General features: G+C 62.4%; 20 protein-coding genes and 2 pseudogenes. 8 read left to right on the forward strand and 14 right to left on the reverse strand.

Annotated features, from left to right (window positions below; translation table 11 throughout):
• Nucleotides 1–57 precede the first annotated feature (57 nt).
• The 5 genes from thiC to IVB22_RS20710 all read left to right on the forward strand — a co-directional run bounded on the left by thiC (nucleotide 58) and on the right by IVB22_RS20710 (nucleotide 6,222).
• Nucleotides 58–1,956: a phosphomethylpyrimidine synthase ThiC gene (gene thiC / locus IVB22_RS20690; protein ID WP_247519129.1), complete on the forward strand. Its 1,899-nt coding sequence runs from the start codon at nucleotides 58–60 to the stop codon at nucleotides 1,954–1,956.
• Between the two features lie 102 nt (nucleotides 1,957–2,058).
• Entirely contained in the window at nucleotides 2,059–2,679 is a 621-nt protein-coding gene (locus tag IVB22_RS20695) for a hypothetical protein (protein WP_247519130.1), read from the forward strand.
• 196 nt (nucleotides 2,680–2,875) lie between these two features.
• Nucleotides 2,876–3,169: a helix-turn-helix domain-containing protein gene (locus tag IVB22_RS20700; protein WP_247519131.1), complete on the forward strand. Its 294-nt coding sequence runs from the start codon at nucleotides 2,876–2,878 to the stop codon at nucleotides 3,167–3,169.
• A 1,114-nt stretch (nucleotides 3,170–4,283) separates the two neighbouring features.
• Complete coding sequence (locus IVB22_RS20705; protein WP_247519132.1) at nucleotides 4,284–4,838, forward strand: SPFH domain-containing protein; 555 nt, start codon at nucleotides 4,284–4,286, stop codon at nucleotides 4,836–4,838.
• Nucleotides 4,839–5,121: 283 nt separating this feature from the next.
• Entirely contained in the window at nucleotides 5,122–6,222 is a 1,101-nt protein-coding gene (locus IVB22_RS20710) for an alkene reductase (protein WP_247519133.1), read from the forward strand.
• Between the two features lie 104 nt (nucleotides 6,223–6,326).
• Here IVB22_RS20710 and IVB22_RS20715 read toward each other — a convergent pair whose 3' ends face one another.
• The 8 genes from IVB22_RS20715 to IVB22_RS20750 form a co-directional block, all read right to left on the reverse strand.
• Entirely contained in the window at nucleotides 6,327–8,123 is a 1,797-nt protein-coding gene (locus IVB22_RS20715; RefSeq protein WP_247519134.1) for an ABC transporter substrate-binding protein, read from the reverse strand.
• Between the two features lie 74 nt (nucleotides 8,124–8,197).
• Nucleotides 8,198–8,524, reverse strand: a complete 327-nt coding sequence (locus IVB22_RS20720) for a DUF2160 domain-containing protein (RefSeq protein ID WP_247519135.1) — start codon at nucleotides 8,522–8,524, stop codon at nucleotides 8,198–8,200.
• Nucleotides 8,525–8,526: 2 nt separating this feature from the next.
• Nucleotides 8,527–9,333, reverse strand: a complete 807-nt coding sequence (locus IVB22_RS20725; protein WP_247519136.1) for a carbohydrate ABC transporter permease — start codon at nucleotides 9,331–9,333, stop codon at nucleotides 8,527–8,529.
• The gene (locus IVB22_RS20730) at nucleotides 9,333–10,235 is read right to left on the reverse strand and encodes a carbohydrate ABC transporter permease (RefSeq protein WP_247519137.1); all 903 of its coding nucleotides are present in this window, start codon (nucleotides 10,233–10,235) and stop codon (nucleotides 9,333–9,335) included. The genes IVB22_RS20725 and IVB22_RS20730 overlap by 1 nt, the downstream gene beginning before the upstream one ends.
• Nucleotides 10,235–11,320, reverse strand: a complete 1,086-nt coding sequence (locus IVB22_RS20735) for an ABC transporter ATP-binding protein (RefSeq protein ID WP_247519138.1) — start codon at nucleotides 11,318–11,320, stop codon at nucleotides 10,235–10,237. Before IVB22_RS20735 ends, IVB22_RS20730 begins: the two co-directional genes overlap by 1 nt.
• A gap of 12 nt (nucleotides 11,321–11,332) precedes the next feature.
• The gene (locus IVB22_RS20740) at nucleotides 11,333–12,475 is read right to left on the reverse strand and encodes an ABC transporter ATP-binding protein (RefSeq protein WP_247519139.1); all 1,143 of its coding nucleotides are present in this window, start codon (nucleotides 12,473–12,475) and stop codon (nucleotides 11,333–11,335) included.
• Nucleotides 12,472–14,016: a glycerol-3-phosphate dehydrogenase gene (gene glpD / locus IVB22_RS20745; RefSeq protein WP_247519140.1), complete on the reverse strand. Its 1,545-nt coding sequence runs from the start codon at nucleotides 14,014–14,016 to the stop codon at nucleotides 12,472–12,474. The genes IVB22_RS20740 and glpD overlap by 4 nt, the downstream gene beginning before the upstream one ends.
• A 365-nt stretch (nucleotides 14,017–14,381) precedes the next feature.
• The gene (locus IVB22_RS20750) at nucleotides 14,382–15,212 is read right to left on the reverse strand and encodes a DeoR/GlpR family DNA-binding transcription regulator (RefSeq protein ID WP_247519141.1); all 831 of its coding nucleotides are present in this window, start codon (nucleotides 15,210–15,212) and stop codon (nucleotides 14,382–14,384) included.
• Nucleotides 15,213–15,447: 235 nt separating this feature from the next.
• On the opposite strand from IVB22_RS20750, the gene IVB22_RS20755 reads away from it, so the two are divergent.
• Nucleotides 15,448–15,897: a nuclear transport factor 2 family protein gene (locus tag IVB22_RS20755; protein ID WP_247519142.1), complete on the forward strand. Its 450-nt coding sequence runs from the start codon at nucleotides 15,448–15,450 to the stop codon at nucleotides 15,895–15,897.
• 24 nt (nucleotides 15,898–15,921) lie between these two features.
• Here IVB22_RS20755 and IVB22_RS20760 read toward each other — a convergent pair whose 3' ends face one another.
• Nucleotides 15,922–16,110, reverse strand: coding sequence for a hypothetical protein (locus tag IVB22_RS20760; protein ID WP_247519143.1), 189 nt, complete (start codon nucleotides 16,108–16,110; stop codon nucleotides 15,922–15,924).
• A 144-nt stretch (nucleotides 16,111–16,254) separates the two neighbouring features.
• Between IVB22_RS20760 and IVB22_RS20765 the strand changes: the two are divergent.
• Together IVB22_RS20765 and IVB22_RS41410 are read left to right on the forward strand one after the other, a co-directional pair.
• Nucleotides 16,255–16,554 (forward strand): annotated as a pseudogene (locus IVB22_RS20765) (glycine zipper domain-containing protein); the annotation flags it as partial.
• 60 nt (nucleotides 16,555–16,614) lie between these two features.
• Nucleotides 16,615–16,680, forward strand: a pseudogene (locus tag IVB22_RS41410) (BA14K family protein); the annotation flags it as partial.
• A 3-nt stretch (nucleotides 16,681–16,683) separates the two neighbouring features.
• Here IVB22_RS41410 and IVB22_RS20775 read toward each other — a convergent pair.
• The 5 genes from IVB22_RS20775 to IVB22_RS20795 form a co-directional block, all read right to left on the reverse strand.
• A complete protein-coding gene (locus IVB22_RS20775) occupies nucleotides 16,684–17,112 on the reverse strand; it encodes an acyl-CoA thioesterase (protein WP_247519144.1) in 429 nt (142 codons plus the stop codon).
• Complete coding sequence (locus tag IVB22_RS20780) at nucleotides 17,109–19,202, reverse strand: 3-hydroxyacyl-CoA dehydrogenase NAD-binding domain-containing protein (protein WP_247519145.1); 2,094 nt, start codon at nucleotides 19,200–19,202, stop codon at nucleotides 17,109–17,111. Before IVB22_RS20780 ends, IVB22_RS20775 begins: the two co-directional genes overlap by 4 nt.
• A gap of 2 nt (nucleotides 19,203–19,204) precedes the next feature.
• Nucleotides 19,205–20,488 (reverse strand): acetyl-CoA C-acetyltransferase, encoded by a 1,284-nt coding sequence (locus IVB22_RS20785; RefSeq protein WP_247519146.1) that lies wholly within the window; start codon nucleotides 20,486–20,488, stop codon nucleotides 19,205–19,207.
• Nucleotides 20,488–22,755: an acyl-CoA dehydrogenase gene (locus tag IVB22_RS20790; RefSeq protein ID WP_247519147.1), complete on the reverse strand. Its 2,268-nt coding sequence runs from the start codon at nucleotides 22,753–22,755 to the stop codon at nucleotides 20,488–20,490. Before IVB22_RS20790 ends, IVB22_RS20785 begins: the two co-directional genes overlap by 1 nt.
• 244 nt (nucleotides 22,756–22,999) lie before the next feature.
• On the reverse strand, nucleotides 23,000–23,266 hold the full coding sequence (locus IVB22_RS20795; RefSeq protein ID WP_247519148.1) for a hypothetical protein: 267 nt from the start codon (nucleotides 23,264–23,266) through the stop codon (nucleotides 23,000–23,002).
• Between the last annotated feature and the right edge of the window lie 15 nt (nucleotides 23,267–23,281).

Raw genomic sequence — 23,281 nt, forward strand, 5'->3', positions numbered from 1 at the left:
CGCTTTGCTCCTCGCAATGACGGAGAACCAATCAGAAATTTAACGGAGGATAACAGAATGAACATCCGCTCCAATCCCGACACCACCCTACCCGCCGTCACCACCGGCCCCCTTCCCTCGTCGCGCAAGATCTTCGCCACCCCCGATACCGCGCCCGACCTGCGCGTGCCCCTGCGTGAAATCATCCTGAGCGAAGGCGCGGGCGAGCCGAACCTGCCGGTGTACGACACCTCCGGCCCCTACACCGATCCGACTGTGACCATCGACGTCAACGCCGGCCTGTCGCGCAACCGCCTCGCCTGGGTGAAGGAGCGCGGTGGCGTCGAGGAATATCAGGGCCGCGAGATCAAGCCGGAAGACAACGGCAACGTCGGCGCCTCGCATGCCGCAAAAGCCTTCACCGCGCACCACAAGCCGCTGCGCGGCCTCGACGGCCACAAGATCACCCAACTCGAATTCGCCCGCGCCGGCATCATCACCAAGGAGATGATCTACGTCGCCGAGCGCGAAAATCTCGGCCGCAAGCAGCAGCTTGAACGCGCCGAAGCCGCGTTGGCCGACGGCGAAAGCTTTGGCGCCGAGGTTCCCGCGTTCATCACGCCGGAGTTCGTCCGCTCAGAGATCGCGCGCGGCCGGGCCATCATCCCCTGCAACATCAACCACGCCGAACTCGAGCCGATGATCATCGGCCGCAACTTCCTGACCAAGATCAACGCCAATATCGGCAACTCCGCGGTGACGTCGTCGGTCGAGGAGGAAGTCGACAAGATGGTGTGGGCGATCCGCTGGGGTGCCGACACCGTGATGGACCTCTCCACGGGGCGCAACATCCACACCACGCGCGAATGGATCCTGCGCAACGCGCCGATCCCGATCGGCACCGTTCCCATTTATCAGGCGCTGGAGAAGTGCGAAGGCGATCCGGTGAAACTGACCTGGGAGCTCTACAAGGACACGCTGATCGAGCAGTGCGAACAGGGCGTCGACTACTTTACGATCCACGCCGGCGTGCGCCTGCCCTACATCCACCTGACCGCCAACCGCGTCACCGGCATCGTGTCGCGCGGCGGCTCGATCATGGCGAAGTGGTGCCTGGCGCATCACAAGGAAAGCTTCCTTTACACCCACTTCGACGAGATCTGCGACCTCATGCGCAAGTATGACGTCTCGTTCTCGCTCGGCGACGGCCTGCGCCCCGGCTCGATCGCCGACGCCAACGACCGCGCCCAGTTCGCCGAACTGGAGACGCTCGGCGAACTCACGAAGATCGCGTGGGACAAGGGCTGCCAGGTGATGATCGAAGGCCCCGGCCACGTGCCGATGCACAAGATCAAGATCAACATGGACAAGCAGCTCAAGGAATGCGGCGAAGCCCCGTTCTATACGCTTGGACCGCTGACCACCGACATCGCACCGGGCTACGACCACATCACCTCGGGCATTGGCGCCGCCATGATCGGCTGGTTCGGCTGCGCCATGCTCTGCTATGTCACGCCGAAGGAGCATCTCGGCCTCCCCGATCGCAACGACGTCAAGGTCGGCGTCATCACCTACAAGATCGCCGCGCACGCGAGCGATCTCGCCAAGGGCCACCCCGCCGCGCAACTCCGCGACGACGCGCTCTCACGTGCGAGGTTCGACTTCCGCTGGACCGACCAGTTCAACCTCGGCCTCGATCCGGACACCGCAAAAAGCTTCCACGACGAGACCCTGCCGAAGGAAGCCCACAAGGTCGCGCATTTCTGCTCGATGTGCGGCCCAAAATTCTGTTCGATGAAGATCACCCAGGATGTGCGGGATTACGCGGCGACGCTGAACGATCCGGCGAGTGTGGGGATGTCGGTGAGCGGCACCATCGAGGATGGCATGGCGGCGATGAGCCAGAAGTTCAAGGAGATGGGGTCGAGCGTGTATCTGGATGCGGAGAAGGTGAAGGAGAGTAATCGGGTGTTGTGAGGCGCCCACTCTCCTCGTCATGCCCGGGCTTGACCCGGGCATCGATCAAGAAACAACGGGCCGGGCGAAAGCTCGGCCTTTTGAGCAAATGGGAAACGGAAAATGGCTAGCAACCCAGACTACGCCAACTACGCGCGATGTATGGAGGAAATTAAGCGTAGGCTGTCCGCCATAGACGAGATACTTCACGATCAAAAGTCCACCTCATACAGGTACACCAATGTCGAATTTGTCGCGCTGCAATTTCGAAAAATTTTCGAACTCGTGATCTTAGCAACGCTCGCATCGCATCAGCAATTCTTTGAAGGGCTGTCGCGCAAGCTCGCCAAGGAATGGCAAGTGAGCAAGATTGTCGCGATCGTAGAGAAGAAGAATCGAGGATTCTATCCAGAACCAATTGATCGGATTCCGACAGGCAAAGAAGGGGTGAAGGACGAATGGAAGTCAATTACTTCAGGCTTCCTAACACTAAACGAACTTATCGAGGCACACGGCAAGATTGGCGCGCTAATGCACGCCAACAATCCATATCGCGAGGAAAAGTCGCTAACCGAAATGGAGGGCTTATTTCCAATTTGGCGCGAACGCTTAATGCGGCTCCTAAACAATCATCTGGTGAAGTTTCCAGACGACGCGACGGTTTTGTACGTTGGCATGCAAAGCGTTGAAACAGGCGCTGTCCACACAGCTCTATTCAAGAAGCAAGCAAGCCCGAAAACGTAACCCGGACGAGCGAAGCAATATCCGGGATTATCCTACTGCATGTACTAAAGCGTGTAACGACTCGCTATCAAAACCTTTCCGTGCCGATTAACCTTTCATTAACCAAACGCGCCCACTCTCCTTCTACGGCAGGGGGCCGTTGATTCCTGATGTTTCTGCTCCGCGTTTCGGAGCAAGCGTCGATCGGGAGGTGTTGATGCCCCAGGAGTATCTTGGCGCGTACCGTGACTTGTACCTTGGCGTGGACTGTGTGTGCACGCCCGAGATTCCGCTGCCGGATTCTCAGGCCCTTTCACCCCACCAGATCGTGCCGATGCTGATCGGCTCCACGGTCGAGGCGATCGAGCGCGAGCTCGTGCTGCAGACGCTGGCGCGCTGCCACGGCAATCGCACCCACGCAGCCCGCGTGCTCGGACTTTCGGTGCGCACGATGCGGAACAAGATCCGGCAGTACGCGACTGACGGCGTCGACATTCCCGCGCACAGCTAGGTCGCGCAGAGCGTAGGCTGGGCAAAGCGGACTTGTCTCGCCGTAGCTCGAAGAGCGAAGGCGGGAGCGTGCCCACCATCACGAACATAGCGTGAGTTGATGGGCACGGCGCTAACGCGCCTTTGCCCACCCTACGGTCTGCGGACTGATTTGCCTCGCGCGCAAGCGCAATCTCGCTTAAGCGCCGCGACATTTCAACACGACGGGCAAATCACCTAAAACCTGTCCAGCCCCTCGCGCAAAAATATTGCGCTTAACACGCAGGCCAAATCAGCCGCATAACTCCGCCCGTCTCACGGCAGATGAGGGACGTTTCGCGATCGTCACGAACGTGCGGTGAGATGCGATGGACGCGAAAGGCGCGCAAGACGTACGCGCCTGATGCGTACGGCGAAGTCGTGTGGTCCTGACGCCGCGGTGCTGGCATTAAGTCCGTGGGAGGCTAAGCCTCTCACGGGCGACGGTGGCAAAAGAGCCGTTCACCGGGGAGAGCTCGAAGTAAGCCGTAAAGCCATTGCGCAGGGAAGGCCGGAGTGTTCCGCCTGTACCTGTATGCTCGTGTGCGCGTTCCTTGTGCGCAATTGCACACGAGACCGCGGGTGCAGCGTGCACCCGGTCTTCCCTGCGCCCTCTGATTTCTCGGAGGGCAAGGTCAAGAGCACACCTCGGGCGCAACGCGTCGCGAGATCGCGAGGTCATATCTTGCAGCGTTGTGTGCACACTATCGACAAGCAAAAAGTCCGTTCCCTCCCCCACAAGGGAAAGCCGACCGCCCGCGCGTTACAACTGTCCGTTGCAATGGCAGTTGCGGATACGATGCGCCCGCCCGTCTCTGCGAAAGTCTTGGGCATAGGCGCGCGCAATCAGGCGTCATAATGCCTTCATTTAAAATCCAAATGACCGGGCAACAGTCTGATTATTTTTTGTTTACACCTACTGATTGAAATGGCGATGACTTATTTTCGACGCACGGAAAGCCAAGAAAAAAGCCAAGAAAAAAGCCAAGAGAAGAACGGCATCGCGGGATCTCTAACAAGATAAAAACCGTGGCAGGGAAACGGAAAACGTGGGTGAACTTCTGGGGTCAATAGCATTTTTCTTGATCGTCATCGCCGTGATCGCCGGCGCCTGGGCCTGGATTTCGACGCTGTTCAGGAAGGGGGCCATGGCGCTCCTCGGCTTCGACCAGGTCTGTGTGCAGCAGTTTGAGACCGTCCTGCTTTACCGGAACGGCCGTTTTGAAAAGGCCCTGCCGCCCGGCCGGCACCGGATCCGCACCGGCAGCCGCCAACTGGCGCGGATCGACAGGCGCCCCGAGGTATTTCGATTTGTGCAAGGCGCCGTTTCCTCGGACCGGATAGCGGTGAACCTCGTCTATGTCGTCCGGGCGCAAATCGTCGATCCCAGGGTAGCTTTCGAAAGCACGAAAAACTACAGGGACGAGATATCCATCCGGCTGCAATCGGTCGTGAAGGCGGTGTGCAGCCGAAAGCCCCGCCTCGAAATCCAGATGGATCACCAGAACTTCAGCAACAGCGCACAGAAGGCCGCCAGCCAGGTGCTGCGCGCCATCGGGTGCGAATGCCTGACCTTCGAACTGCTGCAGGTCGATGCCGCGGGGCCCATCGGGGAATGGGACACCGGGCGAATGGGATTTGCGGCGGAGTAGCTCGTGACGCGTTAACCGGCGGCGGCCAGCCGCCGGCGAGCCGATCGGGCGCCGGCAGTGCCGTTCGGCCCTCAAGGCACCGGGTGGGAGGTCCCTATGCTTCGCCGCTCCCGATTTCGAATGGATCATCCTGCGTCCGCGCGCGGACGCCAGGGCGCGACACCGCCTGCATGGCCGGGATCGAGCGCAGCTCGTCTGCGCAAGCCGAATGGCTCGGGGATTGCGAGAATTGCCCGCAATGCCCAACTGTCCCCTATCGTCATTGACCCGGAACATCCCCGACATGAGCCAGACCAAACTATTCGAGCCCTACAAGCTTGGCCCGATCACGCTACCCAACCGCCTCGCGATGGCGCCGCTGACCCGCAACCGCGCAGTGCCGCCCGGCATGGTGCCGAGCCCGCTGGCGGTCGACTATTATGGCCAGCGCGCCTCGGCCGGGCTCCTGATCACCGAAGCCAGTCAGGTCTCGCAGCAGGGCCAGGGCTATCAGGACACGCCCGGCATCTATTCGAAGGCGCAGGTCGCGGGCTGGCGCAAGGTCACCGACCGCGTGCATGAAAAAGGCGGGCGCATCTTCATCCAGATCTGGCATGTCGGCCGCATCTCGCATGACACGTTGCAGCCCGGCGGCGGCAAGCCGGTGGCGCCATCCGCGATCCGCGCCAAGGGCAAGACGTTCGTCAACGGCACCTTCACCGATATCTCCGAGCCGCGCGCGCTGGAGCTGTCGGAGATTCCGGGCATCATCGAGGATTTCAAGCGCGGCACCGAGAATGCGCTGGCGGCCGGTTTCGACGGCATCGAGATCCACGGCGCCAACGGCTATCTGCTCGACCAATTCGCCAAGGACGGCACCAACAAGCGCACCGATGCTTACGGCGGATCGATCGAGAACCGCGCAAAGCTGATGCTGGAGGTTTCGAAAGTGGTGGCTGCCGTCGCCGGCCCCGAGCGCACCGGCATCCGCATCTCGCCGGTGACGCCGGCCAATGACGTCTCCGATAGCAACCCGCAGCCGCTGTTCGATCACATTGTGGATGGGCTCAACGCGCTGAAGCTGATCTACATCCACGTCATCGAAGGCGCGACCGGCGGCCCGCGCGACATCGCGCCGTTCGACTACGCATCCTTGCGCAAGCGCTTTGGCGGAGCCTACGTCGCCAATAACGGCTATGATTTCGATCTCGCGAACAAAGTGCTCGACGCCAACGCGGCCGACCTGATCGCATTCGGAAAACCGTTCATCTCGAACCCCGATCTGGTCGAGCGGCTGAAGAAGGGCGCGCCGCTGAACGAGTGGGACAAGACGACGTTCTACGGCGGCGGCGCGAAGGGCTATACGGACTATCCGACGCTGGGAGCGGCGCAGGCGGCGGAGTGAGGGCACGCCCCGCATCAACACCGTCATGCCCGATAGCGAACAACAGAAAGGCCGGGATTGCTCCCGGCCTTTCGCTTGTTTGCATCCCTCGTGACAGGCGAGGCTTACTTCGCCTCCGCCCGCTTCGGCGGGGTGGCCGGCCACGACTTCACCAGCGTGTCGTAGTCGACGGTTTCGCCCTTCGGCTTTTCGTTCGCCAGCTTGCGCTGGGGCGCGATGTTGCCGTCCTTCGCGGACTTGGCGAACCAGTACTCGGCCGTCTCCTTCTTGTTCAGCTTCGGCCCGCACTCTTTCTGCACGCCGGATTTCTCCAGACGCTCGAGCACCGAGTCCTGGGCTGCTGCCAGCGCATCCATCGCCGCCTGCGGTGTCTTCGCTCCCGACGACGCATCGCCGATGTTCTGCCACCACAATTGCGCGAGCTTCGGATAGTCAGGCACGTTGTTGCCGGTCGGGGTCCACTGCACGCGCGCCGGCGAGCGATAGAACTCGATCAGGCCGCCGAGCTTCGGCGCACGTTCAGTAAAGGACTTATCCCAGATGTCGGATTCACGAACGAAGGTGAGGCCGACATGGCTCTTCTTCAAGGACACCGTCTTGGAGTTGATGAACTGCAGATAGAGCCAGGCCGCCTTGCGGCGATCGGGCGGGGTCGACTTCAGGAGCGTCGACGAGCCGGCATCCTGGTAACCGAGCTTCATGCCCTCTTTCCAGTACGAGCCGTGCGGCGACGGCGCCATGCGCCACTTCGGCGTGCCGTCCGCATTCACGACCGGAATACCGGGCTTCACCATGTCGGCGGTGAAGGCGGTGTACCAGAAGATCTGCTGCGCGATCGCACCTTGTGCCGGCACCGGTCCCGATTCGGAGAAGGTCATGCCCAGCGCCTGCGGCGGGGCATACTTCTTCATCCAGTCGAGATATTTGACGATCGAATAGACCGCCGCCGGGCCGTTGGTGTCGCCGCCGCGCTCGACGGACGAGCCGACGGGACGGCAGCCTTCCATCCGGATGCCCCATTCATCGACCGGCTTGCCGTTCGGGATGCCCTTGTCGCCGTTGCCGGCCATCGACAGCCAGGCGTCGGTGAAACGCCAGCCGAGCGAGGGATCCTTCTTGCCATAGTCCATGTGGCCATAGACCTTGACGCCGTTGATCTCCTTGATGTCGTTGGTGAAGAACTCGGCGATGTCTTCATAGGCCGACCAGTTCACGGGAACGCCGAGCTCGTAGCCGTACTTTGCCTTGAACTTGGCCTTGTAGTCCGGATTGGAGAACCAGTCGTAGCGGAACCAATAGAGGTTCGCGAACTGCTGGTCGGGAAGCTGATAGAGCTTGCCGTCCGGGCCGGTGGTGAAGGACTTGCCGATGAAGTCGTTGACGTCGAGCTGCGGATTGGTGACGTCCTTGCCCTCGCCGCTCATGTAGTCCGACAGGATCACGGTCTGGCCGTAACGGAAGTGCGTTCCGATCAGGTCGGAATCGTTGATCCAGCCGTCATAAACGTTCTTGCCGGACTGCATCTGTGTCTGCAGCTTCTCGACGACGTCGCCTTCCTGGATCAGGTCGTGCTTGACCTTGATGCCGGTGATCTCGGTGAAGGCTTTCGCCAGCGTGCGCGATTCATACTCATGCGTCGTGATCGTTTCCGACACGACGTTGATTTCCATGCCCTTGAACGGAGCTGCTGCCTTTTCGAACCACTGCAGCTCCTTCAACTGGTCGGCCTTCGACAAGGTCGAGGGCTGGAATTCGCTGTCGATCCACCTTTGATTGACGGCGTCGTCCGCACGAGCGGGTGCGGCAATCGTAACCGAAGCCGCGATCAGCGCAGCCGCGCTGGTCATCGTCAGAAAGCTCTCCTTGGTCAAGGGACCGTTTCTTCCTCTCAAGCGTCGCATGTTGGATCCTCCGGTTGCAGCGACAAACACAAACTCAGGCCCGGGTTGATCCCGGATCTGCTCTTCTTCGCTGTTCAGACGGTGCGGAAAATCGCAACGGCCGAGACAAGCGAAATCAGGGTTGCGAGCCACAGGCTCGATATTTCAACGCCCTCTCCGATCGGAAGCGTCAGAAGCGGGTCGATGCCGACAAGGGCGATCCACAACAGATGGATGACGGCGGCGAGCACCAGCGAAATGAACAGGCGGTCGCCGCGCGTGGTCGGAATGCGCAGTACGCCGACGCGTTCGGCTTCGGGATAGGCGGCCGCAAGCCACGTCATCACGCCGAGCGTCAGCGCCAGCATCACGAAGAAGATCGCGGTCGGCAGCGTCCAGGCCATCCATGCGATGTGCTCCATGGCTACACCCGTCCCAGCGCGAAACCGCGCGCGATGTAGTTACGGACGAACCAGATCACCAGGGCGCCCGGGATGATGGTGAGCACGCCGGCGGCCGCCAGCAGCCCCCAATCCATGCCAGCGGCCGAGACCGTGCGGGTCATGATGGCCGAGATCGGTTTGGCGTTGACCGAGGTCAACGTGCGCGCCAGCAGCAGTTCGACCCAGGAGAACATGAAGCAGAAGAACGCGGCGACGCCGATGCCGCTCGCGATCAGCGGCACCAATATTTTGACGAAGAAGCGCGGGAACGAATAGCCGTCGAGGAACGCGGTCTCGTCGATCTCGCGCGGCACGCCGGATACGAAGCCTTCGAGAATCCACACCGCCAGCGGCACATTGAAGATGCAATGCGCGAGCGCTACCGCCCATGGCGTATCGAACAAATTAATCGCCGAATAGAGATTGAAGAACGGCAGCGCAAATACCGCCGCCGGCGCCATGCGGTTCGACAGCAGCCAGAAGAACAGATGCTTGTCGCCGAGGAAGCGGTAGCGCGAGAAGGCGTAGGCCGCCGGCAACGCCACCGCGATCGAGATTACGGTATTGATCAGAACATAGGTCAGCGAGTTGATGTAGCCGGAATACCAGCTCTCGTCGGTGAAGATGCGCTTGTAGTTCTCCAGCGTAGGCTGGTGCGGCCACAGCGTCATGGTGGTGACGATCTCGGTGTTGGTCTTGAAGCTCATGTTGACGAGCCAGTAGATCGGCAACAGCAGGAAGATCAGGAACACCACCATGATGATGCGGCGGCCGGGAATCGTGTTCATCACGCGGCTCCCTTTTTCTCGGGACGCTCGGCCCCGGCGTTGGTCATCACGGTGTAGAAGATCCAGCACACGATCAGGATGATCAGATTGTAGACCAGCGAAAGGGCCGCGGCCTTGCCGAGGTCGAACTGCCCGAGCGCGATCTTGACCAGTTCGATCGAAACGAAGGTGGTCGAGTTGCCGGGGCCGCCGCCGGTCACGACGAACGGCTCGGTGTAAATCATGAAACTGTCCATGAAGCGCAGCAGCACCGCGATCAGGAGCACGCGGTTCATCTTCGGCAACTGGATCGCCTTGAACACCGCCCAGCGCGAGGCGCCGTCGATCTGCGCCGCCTGGTAATAGGCGTCGGGAATCGACTTCAGCCCGGCGTAGCACAGCAGTGCAACGAGGCTGGTCCAGTGCCAGACGTCCATCACGATGACGGTGGCCCAGGCATCGAACTCGTTGGAGACGTAATTATAGTCGATGCCGAGGCTGTTGAGCGTATAGCCAAGCAGGCCGATATCGGGCCGGCCAAAAATCTGCCAGATCGTTCCGACCACGTTCCACGGGATCAACAACGGCAGCGCCAGAATCACGAGGCATACGGCAACCGTCCAGCCCTGGCGCGGCATCGACAGCGCCACCACGATGCCGAGCGGCACCTCGATCGCCAGGATGATGGCGGAGAACAGCAGGTTGCGGCCGAGCGAGGCCAGAAAGCGCCCGCCGAGATCCGTCGAGGGATCGAGCAATTCCTTGAACCAGCCGACGCCGTTCCAGAAGAACTGGTTGTTGCCGAACGTGTCCTGCATCGAATAGTTCACGACCGTCATCAGCGGCAGGACCGCGGAGAACGCGACCACCAGGAATACCGGCAGCACCAGGAACCAGGCCTTCTGGTTGATGGTCTTGTCCATCAGGCTACCCCCTCGACCAGACGGCTGTCGGCATAGACGTGAACATGGGCGGGATCGAACACGAGCCCGACCATGTTGTCGGGAACGGAAAATCCCGGAGGCACCCGGGCGGAAAACTTTGCGTCGCCGACGCGAACGCGGGCGAAGCGGACGCGGCCGAGATCGTCGATGCGCTCGATCGTGGCCGACAACAGCCCGGATGCGGGCGCCGCGACATGGAGGAATTCCGGCCGCACGCCGATCTCGATTTTCGCGCCCGCCGGAAGCACGCCGTAATTGCGGTGCAAGCCGATGATATGGCCATCGACGCGCGCTTCGTGTCCGCTTACCGCGGCCGGCACGATGTTCATGCCGGGCGACCCGATGAAATAGCCAACAAAAGTATGCGCGGGCTTGTCGAACAGTTCGGCCGGCGTGCCGCTCTGCACAACGCGTCCGTCATGCATGACGACGACGGTGTCGGCAAAGGTCAGCGCCTCGGTCTGGTCGTGGGTGACGTAGATCATCGTCAGATCGAGCTCGCGATGCAGCGCTTTCAGTTTCGAGCGCAACTGCCATTTCAACTCGGGATCGATCACCGTCAGCGGCTCATCGAACAATACTGCCGCGACATCGGAGCGGACGAGGCCGCGGCCGAGCGAGATCTTCTGCTTGGCGTCCGCGGTCAGGCGCGTCGCCTTGCGGCCAAGCCAGGGCGTGAGATCGAGCAGATCGGCAATTTGCTTAACCCGCGCGTCGACCTCGACCTTCGGCACGCCGCGGTTCTTCAGCGGGAATGCGAGGTTCTGCCCGACTGTCATGGTGTCGTAGATAACCGGAAACTGGAACACCTGCGCGATATTGCGCTTCTGGGTTGACAGCGGTGTGATGTCGGCGCCGTCGAACAGGATCTTTCCGCGCGACGGCGTAACGATGCCGGAGATCAAATTGAGCAGCGTGGTCTTGCCGCAGCCGGAAGGCCCCAGCAGCGCATAGGCGCCACCCTGCCGCCAGGTCATCGTCACCGGCTTCAGCGCAAACGAATCCGCCGGCGCGTCATTGCCGCCATAGGAATGCGCGAGATCGACGAGGTCAATGCGGGCCATGTCGCATCTCCCTCACGAGCTTTTGCTTTTTGACGCGTTTTCTTCACGCGAACCGCTACGCACTTCGCTTGAAAACGCTTTGCCACCCGGCGCGGCGACCAGGCGGTCGGCGGCGTCGAACACGAAGACATTGTCGGGATCGAGCACGGCATCGAGCACATGGCCGGGCTCGTATTCATGCACGCCCTGCAGCACCGCGACCCAATTGGAAGCGCCGCGGTTGAGATGCACGAAGCTTTCGGAGCCGGTGATCTCGGTCACGGTGACGGTGGCATGAAAGGCGTGGCGCCCGGCAATGCCGTTGGCCACCTCGAGCTGATGGGCGCGGAAGCCGACGCGATAGGGACCGTCGGGGAGCGATGCGTAGAGGCCGGTGGCCGGCGCCTGGATGCCGCCGGCATATGCGACCTGCCCGTTCTTCTTCTCGATACCGACGATGTTGAGCGGCGGATCGGAGAACACCTGCGCCACCCGCAGCGTGCCGGGATGACGATAGACATTCGAGGTATAGCCGGCCTGAAGCACCTCACCTTCCCACATGCACACGGTGTCGCCGCCGAGCAGCAGGGCTTCTGAAGGTTCGGTGGTCGCGTAGACGAAGATCGCGCCCGACGCCTCGAAGATGCGCGGCAGTTCGGCGCGCAGCTCCTCGCGCAGCTTGTAATCGAGATTGGCCAGCGGCTCGTCCAGCAGAACCAGATCGGCGCCCTTGACCAGCGCGCGCGCAATCGCGGTGCGCTGCTGCTGTCCGCCGGACAATTGCAGCGGCGTGCGCTTCAGATAGGGCTCGAGCCGCAGGAGTTTCGCGGCTTCCTGGACGCGCCTGTCGATTTCCTCGCGCGGCCGGCCCTGCACCCGCAACGGCGAAGCGATGTTCTCATAGACCGTCAGCGAGGGGTAGTTGATGAACTGCTGATAAACCATCGCGACCGAGCGTTGCCGCACGTCGAACCCGGTGACATCCTTGCCCTCGACCAGCACGCGGCCGGTCGTCGGCCGGTCGAGGCCGGCAAGCAGCCGCATGATTGAGGTCTTGCCCGACAGCGTCGGTCCGAGCAGCACGCTCAGCGTGCCGCGCTCGAGCGTCAGCGAGACATCGCGAATGGTCGCCATGCCGTCCACGGTTCGCGTGACGTGTTCGAGCGTGACGCTCATGACCGCCCTCCCACTTCACGCAAGGGACGTTCGCCGGAGCCGCGGTGGGCCTTGATCCACTCGTCGAGGGCTGTGATTTCTTCTGCCGACAGCCGCAATCCAAGCTTGGATCTTCGCCACACGATGTCTTCGGCGCTACAGGCCCATTCGTTCGCGATCAGGTACCTGACTTCGCTTTCCGTAAGGGTAGCGCCGAACGACTGGCCGAGGTCGGCAAAAGATTTCGCGTTGCCGAGCAATTTTGTCGCACGCGTGCCATAGGCATGCGCGAGCCGGTTGGCATGCGCCGGATCGAGGAACGGATACTCCCGCGTCAGTTCCGCCGACAGCGCGGCGACCGCCGAAACATCCATGTCGCCGCCCGGCAGCGGCGCCTTGCCGGTCCAGCCTTCCTTCTCTTTCGCGCTGCGCAGATAGGGCGCGAGCCGTTCCAGCGCTTCTTCCGCCAGGCGCCGATAGGTCGTGATCTTGCCGCCATAGATCGACAGTAATGGCGCGCCACCGGGCGTATCGAGTTCGAACACATAATCGCGGGTCGCAGCTTTCGCTTCGCTGGCGCCGTCGTCATAGAGCGGGCGCACGCCGGAATAGGTCCAGACGACATCGGCGGGCAGCACCGGCTTCTTCAGGTACTCGCTGGCGGAGGCGCAGAGATATTGAATCTCCTCAGGGCTGGCTTTCACCTTGGCCGGATCGCCGTCGTAATCGCGATCGGTGGTTCCAATCAGTGTGAAATCGTTCTGGTAGGGAATGACGAAGATGATGCGGCCGTCGGCGTTCTGAAACATGTAAGCGCGATCGTGCTCATAGAGCTTGCGCACCACGATGTGCGAACCCTGCACCAGCCGCACTTTCGCGCGCGCGTTGACGCCGGAGCCCGCGGACAGCACCTGTTCGACCCAGGGGCCGCCGGCGTTGACCAGCGCGCGCGCCTGAATGGTAGTGCGCGTGCCGCTGATCGTGTTCTCGGCGGTGACGTGCCAGATGCCGTCGACCTGCCTGATCTCGACCGCGCGCGAGCGGGTATGGATTTCGGCGCCGCGATCCGCCGCATCGCGTGCGGTGAGCACGACGAGGCGCGCATCATCGACGAAGCAGTCGGAATATTCGAAGCCTTTGCGGTAGCGGTTGGCGATCAAGGGTTTCCCCACCTCGTCATGGACGAGATCGACCGAGCGCGTCGGCGGCAGCAGATTCCGGCCGCCAATATGATCGTACAGGAACAACCCCAGCCGGAGCAGCCAGGCCGGGCGCAAGCCGGAGTGGTGCGGCAAAACGAAACGCAACGGCCTGATAATGTGGGGCGCGATCTGCCAGAGGATTTCGCGCTCGATCAGCGCCTCGCGGACCAGCCGGAACTCGTAATATTCGAGATAGCGCAGGCCGCCATGCACCAGCTTGGTCGACCAGGACGACGTCCCGCTCGCCAAATCATTCATTTCACACAGGAAAACAGAATTGCCCCGGCCCACCGCATCGCGCGCGATGCCGCAGCCGTTGATGCCGCCTCCGACAATGGCGAGATCGAATACCCTGTCCACCGAAACGCTTCCCCGGCAACCGCCCCTTCACTTCGGCGATTTTACTTTCGGATTGGAGTTAATCACAAAGAAAAACGAAAGCAAGGCGAAAGCTGCGGGCGCAGGTTGGGATTGAGGGCATTCTTTCGATGTACGGGGTGCCGGGTGTCGGGACGGCGGGGGCTTTCATCCTTCGAGACGCCCTGGAGCCTGTCATCGGGCGCGCATTCGCGCGACCCATTGGCGGCTCCTCAGGATGACGTCTCGCACTTTCTCACTCGGGAAAACTCATAGTGAGGAGCCGCCAACGGGTCCGCGCGTAGCGTAGCCCGATGACAGGCTCCGCGGCGTCTCGAACCATGTGGCCAATGATGGCGCCGATCGCGTTACTTCAACCGTACCACCGTCGACGCGGGCTCACCGGTGGGCTCGTCGATATCCGCCGCCGGCTTGTCCATCGCTTCCACCACCTCGATGCCGCGATGATTGCAGATATTTGCGAGGCCCGCCGGCAGCGGCGCATCCGTCACAAAGGTCTGGATCTGGCTGAGATGGGCGATGCGCACCGGTGCGCTGCGGCGGAGCTTTGTCGAGTCCGCGACCAGCATGACGCTGCGCGCATTGGCAATGATCGCCTGCGCCGCCTGCACCTCGCGATAGTCGAAATCGAGCAGCGCGCCCTCCTCGTCGATCGCGGATGCGCCGATGATGGCGTAGTCGACCTTGAACTGGCCGATCAGGCTGATTGCGGTCGAGCCGATCACCGCGCCGTCGGCGCGGCGCACCGCGCCTCCAGCCACAATCACTTCGATGCGCGGGTGCCGATACAAAAGCATCGCGACGTTGAGGTTGTTGGTGATGACGAGCAGGTCCTCATGCGAGGTCAGCGCGCTTGCGACTTCTTCCGTCGTGGTACCGATATTGATGAACAACGAGCAGCCGTTCGGAATCCGCGACGCCGCGGCAATGCCGATCGCCCGCTTCTCCTCCGCCGCCACGAAGCGCCGCGCCTCATAGGCGAGGTTTTCGACGCCGGAGGCGATGATGGCGCCGCCATGGATGCGGGTCAGCGAGCGCTGGTCGCAGAGGTCGTTGAGGTCCTTGCGGATGGTCTGCGCCGAAACCTCGAAACGCTTGGCGAGGTCTTCCACCATCACCCGGCCAAAGGCGCGGGCGATGTTGAGGATTTCAGTCTGACGGTGGGACAGTCCGGCCATAGCGGCACCCTTGGGGCAATTGGGCTTGGGGCACAAAGTTGCCGTTATGGTGCGGCTGATTAGGGCTGCGGTCAACGAGGGAGACCGGCCACGAAGGCGTTTGGCGGGGCGAAACGACGATCCTGGTTAAGGCGTGCCCGAAGCCATGCGAGCCCGCACCATGCGGGCGGCCGCTCGACAAAGCAATTTGTGGCTGCAACACTCTGATCACAACCAGAAACGAATGGAGGAAACCATGAACATCGATCGCCGTCAGCTCGCCTTACCCGTGCTCGCACTTGGGCTTGGGCTCATGAGCGTCGTCCCCGCTTTTGCCGGTGCGGACGAGGATGCCATTGCGAAGCACGTCGAAGCCTTCCGTGCGGCGCAGGCGGCTGGCAATGCCGAGGGAATCGCCCCACTCTGCGCGGATGACCTGAGCTACAGCCACTCGAACGCCAAGGTCGACACCAAGGCGTCGCTTCTCGATGGCATCGCCAAGGCCAACTACAAATGGACGTCGCTCGAATACAAGGATCCCACGATCCGCGTCGTCGGCCCGACCGCCATCGTGCGCTTCAACTTCGTCGGCGAGCAGGAGTTCACCGACGGTAAGAAGACGCCGCAGAACCTGCACATCCTGATGAACTGGCAGAGGCAGGGCCCGGACTGGAAACTGCTGTCGCGGTCGGCCACCAAGCTCTGACGCCTGAAAGGTCCACGCTGGCGGTTAGGCCGCCAGCGGCATCCCGCTGGCGAGACGCCGGACCGCGCGCTCGGCCTCGCGGGCGTTGCGGAATATCTGCCCTTCCAGCCGGTTGAAACGGTGCGAGGCGGCAAAGAATTGATAGCCGCCGGGAGCGCGCACGATAATCCCTGCCGGCTGCGAGCCGACTTCGATGATATAGGTGTCCGACATGGGCCCAGCCTGTGATTTCTGCCGGGCTTACAACGGGTTGCACGGCGAATTGTTCCTCCTTCCGCCGTTGCGCCGTAAGCCCAACCTATGTCAAAGCTGGTCGCGGAATAGCTAGCGAATCGTCCAAATGGCCGGAGAACTGACATGATGCCGAAATTCGCGCTCTCGATGCTGGTTGCCCTAGCGATTTGCGCACCGCTCCAGGAGGCTGCGGCGCAGGAAAGCACGCTCGGGGGCGCGCTGTTCGGCGGCGCTGCGGGCGCCATTCTCGGCGGCGCACTCGGCGGCGGCCGTGGTGCGGCGGTCGGCGCGATCGTGGGGGCTACGACGGGCGCCGCAATCGGCGCCCAGGGTGAGCCGCGGCCCGGCGGCTATCGCTATTACCAGGGCGGCTGCTACGTGGAGCAACCCGGCGGCTGGCAGGAAGTTTCGCCGCGCTATTGCGGTGTCCAGGCGCAATACGCCCCGGCGCCGGTCTACGATCCGCCGGCTTGCACGCGCTACCGCTCCTATGATCCGCGCCGCGGCACGTTCATCGGCCGTGACGGCTACGAGCGTCCCTGCCCATAAGGATCACGCCTTGATCACGCCGTCCGGGCTGACCGGCTGCGGACGGCCGTTATCGTCGATCGAGACGTAGGTGAAGTTGCCGTCGGTCACGAGGATCGACTGTAACTCCCGGCGGCGGACGACCCAGGCTTCGAGGTGGACGGTAATCGAGGTGCGTCCGACCCGCACCAGATGGCCGTAAACGGAGACGAGATCGCCAACATAGACGGCTTTGCGAAAGTTCATCGCCTCGATCGCGACGGTCACGGTGCGGGATTTCGCGATCTTGGAAGCGAACACGCCGCCACCGATATCCATCTGGCTCAAGAGCCAGCCACCGAAGATGTCGCCATTGGCGTTGGTATCGGCCGGCATCGCCAGCGTGCGGATACAGAGATCGCCGCGTGGCTCGGTCTCGGTCGTGGGCGGCGCGTGCACATGCGTCTCCGTCACTTGAAATTCTCCCAGCCGGCATCCGGCGTAAACCTCCTGCCGAACTTGTCGGTCAGGGCATCCAGCGTGGAGACGACATTGTCCGCACCGCGGGTTCGCGCATAATTCAGCGGCCCGCCGCGGAACGGCGCGTAGCCGGTGCCGAAGATGACGGCGCCGTCGACAACGTCTGCATTGTCGACGATGCCCTCGCGCAGACAGGCGACGCAGACGTTCGACATCGGCAGGATCAGCCGGTCGATCATTTCCGCCGTCGGCTCCGAAATCGCGGACATGCCGCCGGTATCGGCCTTGCCGTCCTTCCAGGTGTAAAAGCCCTTGCCGGTCTTGCGGCCGAGTTCGCCCTTGGCAACCTTGTCGCGCAACCACGCTGGCGTCGACGGCAGCATGTCGCCGAACTTCGAGCGCAGCATGTCGCCGACATCGAGGCAGATATCGAGGCCGACCTGATCGGCCAATTCAATGGGCCCCATCGGCATGCCGAACTTTTTCGCGGCAGCGTCGATGACAGTCTTGTCGATCTTCTCGTCCAGCATCACCATCGCTTCCAGCATGTACGGCGTCAGCGCGCGGTTGACGAGAAAGCCCGGCGACGATTTTACGAGCAGCGGCAGCCGGTCGATGGCGCCGACAAAGGCGAGCGCCTCCTTCAGCAATTGCGCATCCGTTCCGTCATGGCTGACGACCTCGACGAGTTGCAGCCGCGATACCGGGTTGAAGAAATGTAGTCCGAGCAGCCGCTCCGGCCTCTGCAGCGTGGTGCGCAGGTCCTGCAGCGGAATGCTCGAGGTGTTGGTCGCAAGGATCGCGCCGGGTTTCATCTTTGGCTCGAGCCCGGCATAGACCTTCTGCTTCAGCTCCAGCTTTTCCGGCACGGCTTCGATGATGAGATCGGCGTTGCGGACGCCCTCAGCCTGCATGTCCGGCATCAGCCGGTCCAGCGCGTCCCGCACGGCAGTACGCTTGCGCAGGATCTTGCCGTAGAGATCGGCGGCACGCTTGATCGCGCCCGCAATCGGCTCCGGCTTCATGTCGGCGAGCGTCACCCGCAGGTTCTGGCCGGCGCACCATGCGGCGATGTCGCCGCCCATCGCTCCAGCACCGATGACGTGAACGTGCTCGATCTTGTTGCCGCTGCCGGCGAGCTTCTTCATCTGCTCGCGCAGGAAGAAGACGCGGATCAGGTTCTGCGCCGTCGGCGTCACCATCAACTTCGCGAACGACGGCTGCTCTGCGCGCAGCATCGCCAGCCGGTCGCCGCCGTGCTTTTCCCAGAGATCGATCAGCGCATAAGGCGCGGGGTAATGCTCTTGCGGCGCAGCCTTGCCGGCCTCACGGCGCATGCGCGAGGCGACAAAGCCCCTGACGGAACCGAAGCCGAAGAGAGTGTTGAATATCCCCGGCCGCGCGCGCTTGAGGCGACCGGACACGGCGTCCTTTACCGCGTTCTTGACATGCCGCTCCTGCGTCACGGCGTCGACCAGCCCGAGCGACTTTGCCCTGCGCGCATCTATGGTCTTGCCGGTCAGCATCAACGGCATCGCCTGCATCGGATTGACGAGCTGGGTGAAGCGTGCGGTGCCGCCGAGGCCGGGATGCAGGCCGAGCATCACCTCGGGAAAACCGAACCGCGCATCCTCGATAGCAATCCGCATTTGGCAGGCCAGTGCGACTTCGAGGCCGCCGCCGAGGCAGAAACCGTGAATCACGGCGACCGTCGGAACCCGCAATTCTTCCAGGCGATCGATCACCGCATGCGCGCGGCCGATCTCGAGCTCGATCTCTCCCGGATCGCTGGCGCCGCGGAATTCGTTAACGTCGGCTCCGGCGATGAAGCCAGATTTCTTGGCGGAGCGGATCACGAGGCCGGTGGGCCGCTGGGTTTCCAGCTCCGCCAGCACCTTATCGAGTTCCTCGATCAGGTCGGCCGAAAGCGTATTGGCGCTGGCGCCTTCGCGGTCGAACAGCAGCCAGGCGACACCATCGGCATCGCGGGTCAACCTGAAATTTTTGTAAGGCCCGGCTGCATCGGGCTTCGGCCCCAGTTCGAGCACGCGATCGCCGAGAAGGTTCATGATCTGTGAATCCATGATCACACCGTCTCTATCAGCATCGCGCCGCCCTGCCCGCCGCCGATACATTCGGTGGCGATGCCGCGCCTGGTGCCCAATCGTTTCATGGCGTTGACGAGATGCAGCACGATACGGTTGCCACTGCAGCCGACGGGATGACCGAGGCTGATCGCGCCGCCATCGACATTCAATTTAGTCTGGTCGAGTTCGCCGGCCGCGCCGTCGAGACCGAGAATCTCCTTGCAGAACTTTTCGTCGTTCCAGGCGGCGAGACAGCCGAGCACCTGCGTCGCAAACGCCTCATTCAATTCCCAGGTCTCGATATCGGAAAGCGTCAGCTCGTTGCGCTTCAAGAGTTCAGTCGCCGACAGCACCGGACCGAGCCCCATGATGCCGGGATCGAGCGCCGACCACTGGCTATCCAGAATGACCGCCTTCGGCGTCAGGCCATGCTTCGCTACGGCTTCCTCGGAAGCAAGGATCACCCAGGACGCGCCATCGGTGATCTGCGAGGAATTGCCGGCGGTGACCTTGCCCCAGGGACGCTCGAACACCGGCTTCAGTTTTGCCAATAACTCCGGCGTCGAGTCCGGGCGCACGCCGTCGTCATGATCGTAGAATTTCCCGTCGCGGGCGAACGCGGTTTCGACCTCGCCCTTGAGCCAGCCTTCCGATTGCGCTTTCGCCAGCCGCTTATGGCTTTCGGCGGCGTAGGCGTCCGACTGCGCGCGGGTGACGCCGAAGAGATGGCCGACCACTTCCGCGGTCTGGCCCATATTGAGTTCGGTGATGGGATCGGTCAGCCCGCGCTCGAGCCCAATGATCGGCTTGAAATAGCTGGGCTTCACCTTCAGCGCCGCCATGATTTTCGCGCCAATGCCCTTGGCCCCGGCAAGGCCTGCGAACCAGCGCACGCCCTGCTGCGGCCACACCAGCGGCGCGTGGCTCAACGCTTCGGCGCCGCCGGCCAGGATGAGGTCAGAGACGCCCTCGCGGATGTAGCGGTAGGCCGTGTCGATCGACTGCATGCCGGAGCCGCAATTGATCTGCACGGTGAAGGCGACCATCTTCTCGCCCATGCCGAGCCGCAGCGCAGCGACCCGGGCCGGGTTCATCTCGTCGGCAATGACGTTGACGCAGCCGAGGATAAGCTGATCGAAAGCGTCAGGTGCAAAAGGCTGCCGCGCCAATAGCGGCCGGCCGCATTGCACGGCGAGATCGACCGGAGTGAACGGCCCGGGACCGGAGCGTGCTTTCAGGAACGGCGTCCGGCTGCCGTCAACGATAAAGACCGGTCTTGCCATCAGCTTGCCGCCCTCTGCTCACCCAGTTCCTGGAAGAACTGATGCACGTCGGCGGCCTTCCTGTAAATCGGCGACAACGCCTCGGCTGCGAAATCGTCGACCTCGATCACCTTGGCAACGGCTTCATGCGCAGCCTGCAGCCTCTCGCCGTCGGCTTGCGTAATGACGCCCTTCTTTACCGCCTCTTTCCAGTCATGCAGGCGCGCGGCGCGCATCTGTTTGGAAACATCTTCCGCCGCCGTCACCAGAAGGAACGCCTTTTCCAGCCGGGCTACGCCACCGTCATCCTTGACCGCAGACAGATCCGCCGTGAGGCGATCGCGTGCCGCCGACGGCTCCAGCACGAGCTGCGCGCATTGATGCACGACGCGGTCGGACGGACCGGTCACCTTTGCGCCGAACGGCTGGATCAGGAATTTCAGGATCACGGCCACGAACCGGTTCGGCAGGTTGGCGAGGATTTCGGCAAAGCGGTTCTCGATGGTCTTGAAGCCGCTCGCCATGCACCATTCGAGCGCGGCGAAGTCGGCCTGCTGCCGCCCCTCGTCCTGCCAGCGTTTTAGCGCCGCCGACAACAGATAGAGTTCGGAAAGAATATCGCCGAACCGGGCGGAGAGCATTTCCTTGCGCTTGAGGGCGCCGCCGAGCGTCAGCAGCGCCATGTCGGCGCATAGCGCAAAGGCTGCCGAATAGCGCGAGAGCTGGCGATAGAAGCGCGTCGCGTCTCCCGCATCGGGCGCGGGTGCAAACAAGCCGCCGCTCCAGCTCCGGCCCCAGGCGCGGAACATGGTCTTGAAGCTGTGGCCGACATGATTCCAGAATGCCTTGTCAAAGGCGTCGAGACCCTTGGCGCGGTCGGCTTCACCCAGCGCATTCATTTCGTCGAGCAGGAATGGATGAGCACGGATCGCGCCTTGGCCAAACACGATGAGATTTCGCGTGAGGATATTGGCGCCTTCGACGGTGATGCCGACCGGCACCGAACGATAGAGATTGCCGAGATAGTTTTGCGGCCCGTCGATCACCGCTTTGCCGCCATGGATGTCCATTGCGTCGTCGATCGCAATCCGCATCCGCTCGGTGGCGTGCAGCTTCATGATGCCGGAAATGACAGCGGGATGGTGCCCCTGGTTGAGAGCTGCGCAGGTCAGCCGCCGTGCGGCGTCGAGCAGATAGGCCGTGCCGGCGATGCGGGCGAGCGGCTCCTCGATGCCTTCGAACTTGCCGATGGAAATGCCGAACTGCTCGCGGATGCGGGCATAGGCGCCTGACGTGCGCGCCGCATAGGCGGCACCAGCGGCCGACAGCGACGGCAGCGAGATGCCGCGGCCGGCGGCAAGCGCCGTCATCAGCATCTTCCAGCCCTGCCCGAGCCGCTCTTGCCCGCCGATGATGTAGTCCATCGGGATAAAGACGTCGTGCCCCCAGTTCGGGCCATTCTGGAACACCTGCATCGCCGGCAGATGCCTGCGGCCGATCTCCACGCCGGGCAGATGGGTCGGGATCAGCGCGACCGTAATGCCGAGATCTTCCTGCTGGCCCACCAGATGATCGGGATCATAGGCCTTGAAGGCGAGACCAAGCAGCGTCGCGACCGGCCCCAGCGTGATGTAGCGTTTGTGCCAGTTCAGCCTTAAGCCCAACACTTGGCGGCCTTCGAAATCGCCCTTGCAGATGATGCCCGTGTCGACCATCGAGGCGGCGTCGGAGCCGGCTTCCGGGCTGGTGAGGCCGAAGCAGGGAATGTCGGCGCCTTCGGCAAGTCGCGGCAGCCACCTGTCCTGCTGCTCCCTGGTGCCAAAGCGCATCAGGAGTTCGCCGGGCCCGAGCGAGTTCGGCACCATCACGGTGACGGCCGCGGTCAGCGAGCGCGAGGAAAGTTTTCGCACCACTTCCGAATGCGCATAGGGCGAGAAGCCGAGCCCGCCATATTCCTTGGGGATGATCATGCCGAAGAATTTGTGACGCTTGATGAAGGCCCAGGCCTCCGGCGGCAGATCGCGCCACTCCCAATTGATCTTCCATTCGTCGAGCATGGCGCAGAGCTCGTCGACCGGGCCGTTGAGAAAGGCTTTTTCTTCTTCAGTCAAAGTGGCCGGCGCGACAGCCAGCAATTTCGACCAGTCGGGATTACCGGTGAAGAGATCCGCGTCCCACCAGACGTCACCCGCTTCGAGCGCCTCGCGCTCGGTGTCGGACATCGCGGGCATTGCGCCACGCGCGAAAGCAAAGATCGGCTTGCTGATGAAATCGCGGCGGAAGCTCATGGCGAACTCTCCTGGTCTGCGGCGCGACGTCGCGCCTCACCTAGGCCAAACGACGGCTCATTGTAGCTGAAACGCACGGGTTTCGGGGACGGTTCGCATCGGGAATGAAGCGAAATTGATAAACCGGGAGATAACGGCGGAGGCCCGGGCCCGTTCCCAAATGGTTGTATTATCCGGCGGTTAAAGACCGGCGACGTTACTAGGTAGTTGCCGTCCGGAGTGCCCGCCGCGCGGGCACCCGGTATCATGAATCACGCTTGTTGCGCCGCCGCTCATTGGGGACGAACACGGCAAACACTTCCCTAACGCGAACGGCAGGCGTGACATCGCGGGTAAAGCGAACCTCCGCAGTTGACTGGATTTCCTTCACGCGAGGCGCGTAAAGCGCGCTCCCGTACAGCGATCCGTCAAACCGCAAATTGCTCTCGTCGTCGGTGAGATAAGCGTTTGAAACAAACAATAATACGAGTAACGCCGACCCGACGTAGGAAAAATACTTGAAAATAGGCATTGATGGACGAGCCCC

It is taken from the genome of Bradyrhizobium sp. 190 (assembly GCF_023073415.1).
GTDB lineage: Bacteria > Pseudomonadota > Alphaproteobacteria > Rhizobiales > Xanthobacteraceae > Bradyrhizobium.

Excerpts from the sequence above, each read along its gene's own strand:
- IVB22_RS20715 (WP_247519134.1), bottom strand. The coding sequence starts at position 8,123 with ATGCGACGCTTGAGAGGAAGAAACGGTCCCTTGACCAAGGAGAGCTTT.
- IVB22_RS20710 (WP_247519133.1), top strand. The coding sequence starts at position 5,122 with ATGAGCCAGACCAAACTATTCGAGCCCTACAAGCTTGGCCCGATCACG.
- IVB22_RS20790 (WP_247519147.1), bottom strand. The coding sequence starts at position 22,755 with ATGAGCTTCCGCCGCGATTTCATCAGCAAGCCGATCTTTGCTTTCGCG.
- IVB22_RS20780 (WP_247519145.1), bottom strand. The coding sequence starts at position 19,202 with ATGGATTCACAGATCATGAACCTTCTCGGCGATCGCGTGCTCGAACTG.
- IVB22_RS20695 (WP_247519130.1), top strand. The coding sequence starts at position 2,059 with ATGGCTAGCAACCCAGACTACGCCAACTACGCGCGATGTATGGAGGAA.
- IVB22_RS20750 (WP_247519141.1), bottom strand. The coding sequence starts at position 15,212 with ATGGCCGGACTGTCCCACCGTCAGACTGAAATCCTCAACATCGCCCGC.
- IVB22_RS20785 (WP_247519146.1), bottom strand. The coding sequence starts at position 20,488 with ATGGCAAGACCGGTCTTTATCGTTGACGGCAGCCGGACGCCGTTCCTG.
- IVB22_RS20735 (WP_247519138.1), bottom strand. The coding sequence starts at position 11,320 with ATGGCCCGCATTGACCTCGTCGATCTCGCGCATTCCTATGGCGGCAAT.
- IVB22_RS20755 (WP_247519142.1), top strand. The coding sequence starts at position 15,448 with ATGAACATCGATCGCCGTCAGCTCGCCTTACCCGTGCTCGCACTTGGG.
- IVB22_RS20725 (WP_247519136.1), bottom strand. The coding sequence starts at position 9,333 with ATGAACACGATTCCCGGCCGCCGCATCATCATGGTGGTGTTCCTGATC.
- IVB22_RS20720 (WP_247519135.1), bottom strand. The coding sequence starts at position 8,524 with ATGGAGCACATCGCATGGATGGCCTGGACGCTGCCGACCGCGATCTTC.
- IVB22_RS20700 (WP_247519131.1), top strand. The coding sequence starts at position 2,876 with ATGCCCCAGGAGTATCTTGGCGCGTACCGTGACTTGTACCTTGGCGTG.
- IVB22_RS20795 (WP_247519148.1), bottom strand. The coding sequence starts at position 23,266 with ATGCCTATTTTCAAGTATTTTTCCTACGTCGGGTCGGCGTTACTCGTA.
- thiC (WP_247519129.1), top strand. The coding sequence starts at position 58 with ATGAACATCCGCTCCAATCCCGACACCACCCTACCCGCCGTCACCACC.
- IVB22_RS20740 (WP_247519139.1), bottom strand. The coding sequence starts at position 12,475 with ATGAGCGTCACGCTCGAACACGTCACGCGAACCGTGGACGGCATGGCG.
- IVB22_RS20760 (WP_247519143.1), bottom strand. The coding sequence starts at position 16,110 with ATGTCGGACACCTATATCATCGAAGTCGGCTCGCAGCCGGCAGGGATT.
- IVB22_RS20730 (WP_247519137.1), bottom strand. The coding sequence starts at position 10,235 with ATGGACAAGACCATCAACCAGAAGGCCTGGTTCCTGGTGCTGCCGGTA.